Here is a 7,204-nt window from a genome sequence, read left to right as displayed (position 1 = left end):
CGTCCTCGCTCCCCTTGCGCGTGACCCTGAACAGGATGGCGGCCGCCGCCACCACGCCTATCGCGCCGATGGCCGCGATGGTGTACTCCAGCATATGGATCTCCCCAAACCCCGCCGAACACTAAGCGTGACATTACTATCACAGTAAGCATCGGTACAGAGGGTTATCTCATGGATGCGCTGGGGCACCAGGCGAGGGCGGGGAGCGGGTGGGTTGCCGGGGCGGGCGGCGCATGGCTACGTACGCGACCGGCCCCGGCGTGCCCTGCGAGACCCGGCGCCGGCCAGTCGTCCGGCGCCTGCCGTGGCGTCTGCTCCACGGCGTCGAGGACACGTCCCCCCACGTGTGACGCGGCCTCGCGGAGGGCCGGCTTCGTCGGCGGCGTCCGTCCTGGGCTGCGTCCGGTACTCATCGTGCGACGGGGCCGGGAATGACCGCGTCAGGGTCCGTCCCAGGGATATCCCTGGGCTGCCGGCCGCCCGACCTGCGACGGGACCGGCCGCGGGCGGGTTTTCTGACAGACCTGGCCCCCGTGTGACCTGGGCTGGACGGATCGCCGGACAGATCGAGCCGTTGACGGAGAAACGTCCAGCCTGACTCTCCGTGTCATGAAATATCGGGACGATGGGGAGGTGAGCAACCTTCTCAACGGCCGCAGATTCGTGATGGTGAGTTCGACGGCGAGCCAGGTGGATCAGGAGCGGCCCACCTCGTTCGACTACTGGGAGGCCGACGGGGTGGTGTGGGGCAGTTACACGGGCGACACCGTCACCCTCGGCCGCTTCGTCGGCACCAGGGACGGCGACCAGGTCTCCATCGCGTACGCGCACGCGCTCAAGGCCGGCGGCAAGGCGGGCGGCAGGAGCAGCAGCCGCATCGAGACCGAGCCCGACGGGCGGCTGCGCCTGGTGGAGGAGTTCAGCTTCGAGGGCGACGAGACGCTGCACGTCAGCGTCTGCACCGAGGTGCCGGCGCAGGAAGCCTGAAAAGCCCGGTCAGTCACGTTGCAGGGCGGCGCGGCCCTCGGCGGCGCCGACGAAGCGCATCTTGCCCAGGGGGACCTCCCCTGGCGCCTCCTGGGCCGGGCGCCGCGCCGGCCTGGCGGCCTTGTCGCGGTCGCTGGGCAGCACGTACGGCCGCCGGAGCACCTCGTCCAGGATGAAGACCGTCTCGGTGGCCTTGACGGCCGGGATGTTGGCGAGGCGGTCGGTCACCATCGTGTGCACGGCGGCCACGTCGGAGACCCGGACCTGGATCATGGCGTCGTGCTGGCCGGTGGTGATGGCGCAGTACTCGACCTCGGGCATGCGCGCCAGCTCGGCCCTGAACTGCTTCCACATCTGCTGCCGCACGGTCACGAAGATCAGCGCGGTGATGCCGAGCCCGGCCCTGACGTGGTCGATCTCGGCGGTGAAGCGCTTGATCGCGCCGTCGGCGCGCAGCGCCTCGAAGCGCGTGTAGGCGTTCGCGCGGGAGATGCCGACCCGCTCGGCCAGGGCCGAGACCGAGATCCTGCCGTTCTCGCGCAGGACCTCAAGGATCTTCATGTGGACGGCGTCCAGCTCAAGACCGATGCCGATCCGTCCAGGCGCACCGGCGGCGCCACCATCATTTCTGGAAATTTCACTCATTGTTACCCCCGCCCCTTTATATACGTCTCAGCGACCGCACAGAGCCTGGACGTTCTGCCGGACAATCCTGGACATCTTTCGGCCAATCGTCCAGGCCGACTCGCACAACTGGAGGACAACCATGGCGACCCGCTCGCAGACGGCGGCAGTGCTGCTCGCCGGCGCCCTCGCCCTCGCCGCCTGCGGAAGCGGCGGCGGCTCCCCTGCCCCCGCCGCGCAGGGCGGTGCGAAGACCCTGGTCATCGACACGTCCTTCGACCTCAAGACGGCCGACCCCGGGCGCACGTACGAGCCGACCGGCCTGATCGTCGGCAAGGCGGTGTACGAGACGCTGCTCACCTTCGAGGGCGGCGACGTGACCAAGCCGGTGCCGGCGCTGGCCGAGTCGTACGAGCTGTCGGAGGACGGCAAGGTCCTGACGCTCAAGCTGAAGAGCGGCGCGACGTTCGCCGACGGCGCCCCGCTCACCGCGGACGACGTGGTGTTCTCGCTGACCCGGGTGCGCGACATGAAGGGCACCCCGTCGTTCCTGCTCGACGGCGTCGAGGTGGCCAAGACCGACGACACGACGATCACGCTGACCTCGAAGAGCCCGAACCCGGCGCTGCCCTTCATCCTGCCCAACCCGGCGCTCGGCGTGATCAACAGCAAGCTCGCCCAGCAGCACGGCGCGACCACGAACCCGCAGGACAAGGCCGAGCAGTGGCTGAACGGCTCCTCGGCGGGCTCCGGGCCGTACACGATCGAGTCGTTCAACGTCAGCAGCCAGGTCACGCTCAAGGCGAACCCGAAGTACTACGGGACCAAGCCCGCCTACGACAAGGTCGTCATCCGCAACGTCGAGGCCGCCACCCAGAAGCTGAACGTCCAGCGCGGCGACAGCCAGGTGGCGCTCAACCTGTCCGGCGACCAGGTCAACGGCATGCCGGCGACCTTGCAGGTCAAGAAGGTGCCCTCGGCGAACGTGATCTTCCTGCTGGCCAACCAGGACTCCGGGGTCAGCAAGACGACGCCGAACGCCAAGTTCGTCGAGGCCGTGCGCAAGGGCGTCGACTACGCGGGCCTGCTGGAGCTGGCCGGCGCGGGCTCGACGCAGGCGCCGGGCGTGATCCCCTCGCAGCTGCTGGGCGCGCTGCCGGCCGACCAGGCGGCCAAGCGGGACGTGGAGGGCGCCAAGGCGGCGCTGGCCGCCAGCGGCGTGTCCAGCCCGACGGTGAAGCTGGAGTACCCGAGCGAGCTGACCGTGAACGGCCTGTCGTTCCAGCCGCTGGCCGAGCGGATCCAGGCCAACCTCAAGGAGGTCGGCATCACGGTGGACCTGCAGCCCGCGCCGGTCACCACCGCGCTGGACAACTACCGCAACGGCAAGGAGGAGATGGGCCTGTGGTACTGGGGCCCCGACTACCCCGACCCCAGCGACTACCTGGCCTTCCTGCCCGGCAAGACGGTGGGCCTGCGGGCCGGCTGGAAGGCGGGCGCGGCCAAGGAGATCGAGGCCGCCGGTGACAAGGCCGCGACGGCGATCGGCGACGACGCGCGCCGGCAGGCGTACGCGGACGTGCAGACCAAGCTGAACGCCTCGGGCCCGTTCATCCCGCTGATCCAGCCGGGCCAGAACATCGTGACGGCCGCGTCGGTGACCGGCCTGGAGTACCACCCGGTGTGGACGGTCGACGTCGCCGATCTGGGCGCCAAGTAGCGTGTCGAGCCGTAGAGGACCAGTCCGTAAAGGGCCGGGTCGTGGGGGGTCAGGCCGTGGAGGGCCGGGCCGGCATCCCCTCGCCAGGTTCCTGATCCGGCGCATCCTCCTGGCGATCCTGCTGGCCTGGGGGATCACGCTGGTGACGTTCGTCCTGACGAACCTGGTGCCCGGCGACCCGGTGGCGGCCAACCTCGGCCAGCGGGCGCTGGGCGACCCGGCGATCGTCGCGCAGTGGCGGGCCGACCACGGCCTGGACCGGCCGCTGTGGCAGCAGTACGCCCTGCACCTTCAGGGGCTGCTGCACGGCGACCTGGGCACCAGCCAGCAGAGCCACCGGCCGGTCAGCCAGGACCTGGCCGAGTTCGTCCCGGCGACGCTGGAGCTGGCCGGGGCGGCGATCCTGGTGTCGCTGGTGCTCGGCGTGGCGTTCGGCGTGATCGCCGCGCTGCGCCGGGACCGCCTGTCCGACCACACGCTGCGGGTGCTGAGCCTCGTCGGCATCTCGGTGCCGACGTTCTGGCTGGCGCTGCTGGCCTTCTACGTGTTCTTCTACCGGCTGCAGATCACGCCGGGCAGCGGCAGGGTGGACGCGGCGCTGGGCTCGGCCCCGGCCGTGACCGGCCTGCAGACCGTGGACGCCCTGCTGGCCGGCCGGTGGGACATCTTCACCTCTGCCGTCGGCCACCTGATCACGCCCGCGCTCGTGCTGGCCCTCTACACGATCGGGCTGCTGACCCGCTTCACCCGCTCGGCGGTGCTGGAGGTGCTGGGCCAGGACTACGTGCGCGCGGCCAGGGCCAAGGGCCTGCCGGGCAGGGTGATCCTGTTCCGGTACGTGCTGCGCTCGGCGCTGGTGCCGATCATCACGGTCGCCGGCCTGGCGTTCGGCAGCCTGCTGTCCGGCACGGTCCTGGTGGAGGCGATCTTCGCCTGGCCGGGGGTCGGGCAGTACGCCTACAAGAGCGCCACCACGCTCGACCTGCCCGCGGTCATGGGCGTCGGGCTGGTGGTGGGCGTCGTCTACCTCGTCATCAACCTGGTCGTGGACGTGCTGTACGGCGTCATCGACCCCCGAGTGAGGCTCCAATGAGACGGTTGCGCCTTCCCGAGGCCTGGCGGCAGCCCCTCGCGGTGGTCGGCGGGGTGATCGCCCTGGTGTGGCTGGTGGTCGCGGTGGCCGCGCCGCTGCTGGCGCCGCACGACCCGCTCGCGCAGGACCTGCCGCGCCTGGCCCCGCCCGGGCCCGGCCACTGGTTCGGGACCGACCAGCTCGGGCGCGACATCCTCAGCCGGGTCATGCACGGGGCGCGGGTGTCGATCCCGCTGACGCTGGCGCTGGTGGCGCTGTCGGTGCTGATCGGCGGCCTGCTCGGCGCCTGCGCCGGATATTTCGGCCGATGGGTGGATGAGACGATCATGCGGGTGGCGGACCTGGTGTTCGCCTTCCCGACGGTCATCCTGGCCATGGTGGTGGCCGCCGCGCTGGGCGCCAGCCTGACCAACGCGGTGCTGGCCGTGCTGGTGGTGGCCTGGCCCGCGTACGCGCGGGTGACCCGGGGCCTGGTGCTGGGCGTGCGGGAGCGGGAGTTCGTGCTGAGCGGGCGGCTGCTGGGCTTCTCGGCCTGGCGCTCGCTGCGCGTGGACGTGCTGCCGAACGTGACCGGCCCGGTGCTGGTGCTGGCCACGCTGGACATCGGCACGGCGCTGCTGCTGCTGTCGGGGCTGTCGTTCCTGGGGCTGGGCGCCAAGCCGCCGTCCCCTGAGTGGGGGGCGATGGTGGCCTCCGGCGTGGAGGTGTTCGACAGCTGGTGGGTGGCGACCTTCCCCGGCCTGGCGATCCTGACGGTGGTGCTGGCCTTCAACTTCCTCGGCGACACGCTGCGCGACGCCCTCGACCCGCGTACGGCCCGCGCCATCAAGGAGCGTGCCCTGTGACCTTGGAGAAGCCGTGACCTTGGAGAAGCCGTGACCTTGGAGGCGCTGTGACTCTCGACATCACCGGGCTCAAGGTGAGCATCCGCGGCAAGGCAATCCTGGGGGGCGTCGACCTGTCGCTGCGGGAGGGCCAGGTGCACGGCCTGGCCGGGGAGAGCGGCTCCGGCAAGACCATGACCGGGCTGGCCGTGCTGGGGCTGCTGCCGCACGGCTCGCAGGTCACCGGCAGCGTCACGCTCGGCGGGCGGGAGCTGCTCACGCTGGCGCCGAAGGAGCTGAACGAGGTGCGCGGCGGCCAGGTCGCCATGGTCTTCCAGGACCCGGCCACGAGCCTGCACCCCATGCTGACCGTCGGCAGGCAGCTCACCGAGCACATGCGCCACCACCTGAGGATCGACAAGCGGGAGGCCAGGCGGCGGGCGGTCGAGCTGCTCGGCAAGGTGCGCATCCCGGGCGCGGAGGAGGCGTACGGGCGTTTCCCGCACCAGTTCTCCGGCGGCATGCGCCAGCGCGTGGCGATCGCCGTCGCGCTGGCCTGCTCGCCCAAGGTGCTGATCGCCGACGAGCCGACGACCGCGCTGGACGTGACCGTGCAGGCCGGCGTGCTGCGGCTGCTGCGCGGGCTCTGCGACGAGCTGGGGCTGGCGGTGCTGCTGGTCACGCACGACCTGGGCGTCATGTCGGCGGTCGCGGACGAGGTGAGCGTGATGAAGGACGGCCTGGTCGTGGAGACCGGGCCGCGTGAGCGGGTGCTGCGCGAGCCCGCGCACGCGTACACGCGCTCGCTGCTGGACTCCCTGCCCGACAGCGAACGCGGCCCCCGTCCCGGCACCCGGGGCGACATCCGTACGGAGGAGTCATGACCTTGCTGGCCGTCGACGACCTGGTCGTCGAGCACCGCTCGCCCGGGCGGCCCGTCGTCAGGGCGGTGGCGGGGGCGAGCCTGGAGGTCGGGCCCGGCGAGGTGGTCGGCCTGGTCGGCGAGTCCGGGTGCGGCAAGTCGACGCTGGCCCGCGCGGTCTGCGGCCTGAACCCGGTCACCGAGGGCTCGATCACCTTCGACGGGCAGCCGGTCACGCCGCTCGGGCTGCGCCGGCGGAAGCTGACGGGCATCCAGATGGTGTTCCAGGACCCGTACGCGTCGCTGAACCCGCGTCGCCGGGTCGGCGACCAGATCGCCGACGGCCTGCGCACGTCGGGCGACACCACCACCACGCCCGCCGACCTGCTGGAACGCGTCGGGCTGCCGCGTGACTTCGCCGGCCGGCACCCGCACGAGTTCTCCGGCGGGCAGCGGCAGCGCATCGCGATCGCCAGGGCGCTGGCGGCCAGGCCGCGGCTGCTGATCGGCGACGAGCCCATCTCGGCGCTGGACGCCTCGGCGCAGTCGAAGGTCGCCACGCTGATGCGGGACCTGGCGGTCTCGTCGGGGGCGGGGCTGCTGTTCATCAGCCACGACCTGTCGGTGGTGCGGCTGATCGCGGACCGGATCGCGGTCATGTACCTGGGCCGGATCGTCGAGGTGGGCGGCACGGCCGAGGTGTGGGCGAACCCGCGCCATCCGTACACGCAGGCGTTGCTGGGCGCCATCCCGAAGCCGGACGGGCTGGGCGTGCTGCCCGCCGAGCTGCCCGGCGACGTGCCGGATCCGGCGGACCCGCCGCCGGGGTGCCGGTTCAACCCGCGCTGCCCGATGGTGATGGACGTGTGCCGGGACAAGGAGCCGGACTTCGGCCCTGTCGCCTGCTGGCTGCACGAGCCCCGGTGACGGGGTCCCAGGTGGGCGCGGAGCGGCTGGCGGCGGTGCGGGCGGCGATGGCCGAGGCCGAGGTGGACGCGCTGGTGCTGCGGCCCTCGCCGGACTTCCGCTTCCTGGGCGGCCGGGAGGACGGCTTCCTGGTCGTGACGCAGGAGGCCGCCGCCGAGACCGCCGAC

The 7,204-nt window shown here is 71.7% G+C and carries 7 protein-coding genes; 6 read left to right on the top strand and 1 reads right to left on the bottom strand.

Going from position 1 to position 7,204, the window contains the following annotated elements; translation table 11 throughout:
* The first annotated feature begins 633 nt into the window (after nucleotides 1–633).
* A complete protein-coding gene (locus KME77_RS19285) occupies nucleotides 634–987 on the top strand; it encodes an avidin-fold protein (RefSeq protein ID WP_308250778.1) in 354 nt (117 codons plus the stop codon).
* Between the two features lie 9 nt (nucleotides 988–996).
* Here the strand turns inward: KME77_RS19285 and KME77_RS19280 are convergent, their stop codons facing one another.
* Entirely contained in the window at nucleotides 997–1,632 is a 636-nt protein-coding gene (locus tag KME77_RS19280) for an Lrp/AsnC family transcriptional regulator (RefSeq protein ID WP_219469591.1), read from the bottom strand.
* Between the two features lie 121 nt (nucleotides 1,633–1,753).
* Between KME77_RS19280 and KME77_RS19275 the strand changes: the two genes are divergently transcribed.
* Genes KME77_RS19275 through KME77_RS19255 form a run of 5 tightly spaced genes read left to right on the top strand, consistent with a single transcriptional unit; the run spans nucleotide 1,754 to nucleotide 7,037 of the window.
* The gene (locus KME77_RS19275; protein WP_219469588.1) at nucleotides 1,754–3,331 is read left to right on the top strand and encodes an ABC transporter substrate-binding protein; all 1,578 of its coding nucleotides are present in this window, start codon (nucleotides 1,754–1,756) and stop codon (nucleotides 3,329–3,331) included.
* A gap of 1 nt (nucleotide 3,332) precedes the next feature.
* The gene (locus KME77_RS19270) at nucleotides 3,333–4,424 is read left to right on the top strand and encodes an ABC transporter permease (protein ID WP_372451196.1); all 1,092 of its coding nucleotides are present in this window, start codon (nucleotides 3,333–3,335) and stop codon (nucleotides 4,422–4,424) included.
* Nucleotides 4,421–5,269 carry an ABC transporter permease gene (locus KME77_RS19265; RefSeq protein ID WP_219469585.1) on the top strand — a complete coding sequence of 283 codons (849 nt, stop codon included), beginning with the start codon at nucleotides 4,421–4,423 and terminating at the stop codon, nucleotides 5,267–5,269. The genes KME77_RS19270 and KME77_RS19265 overlap by 4 nt, the downstream gene beginning before the upstream one ends.
* Before the next feature lie 47 nt (nucleotides 5,270–5,316).
* A complete protein-coding gene (locus KME77_RS19260) occupies nucleotides 5,317–6,132 on the top strand; it encodes an ABC transporter ATP-binding protein (protein ID WP_219469582.1) in 816 nt (271 codons plus the stop codon).
* Nucleotides 6,129–7,037, top strand: a complete 909-nt coding sequence (locus tag KME77_RS19255) for an ABC transporter ATP-binding protein (RefSeq protein ID WP_219469578.1) — start codon at nucleotides 6,129–6,131, stop codon at nucleotides 7,035–7,037. The genes KME77_RS19260 and KME77_RS19255 overlap by 4 nt, the downstream gene beginning before the upstream one ends.
* Nucleotides 7,038–7,204: the final 167 nt, after the last annotated feature.

The sequence above is a fragment of the Nonomuraea rhizosphaerae genome, from assembly GCF_019396405.1.
Classification (GTDB): Bacteria; Actinomycetota; Actinomycetes; order Streptosporangiales; family Streptosporangiaceae; genus Nonomuraea; species Nonomuraea rhizosphaerae.
This window is presented reverse-complemented; position numbering and strand designations above follow the sequence as displayed.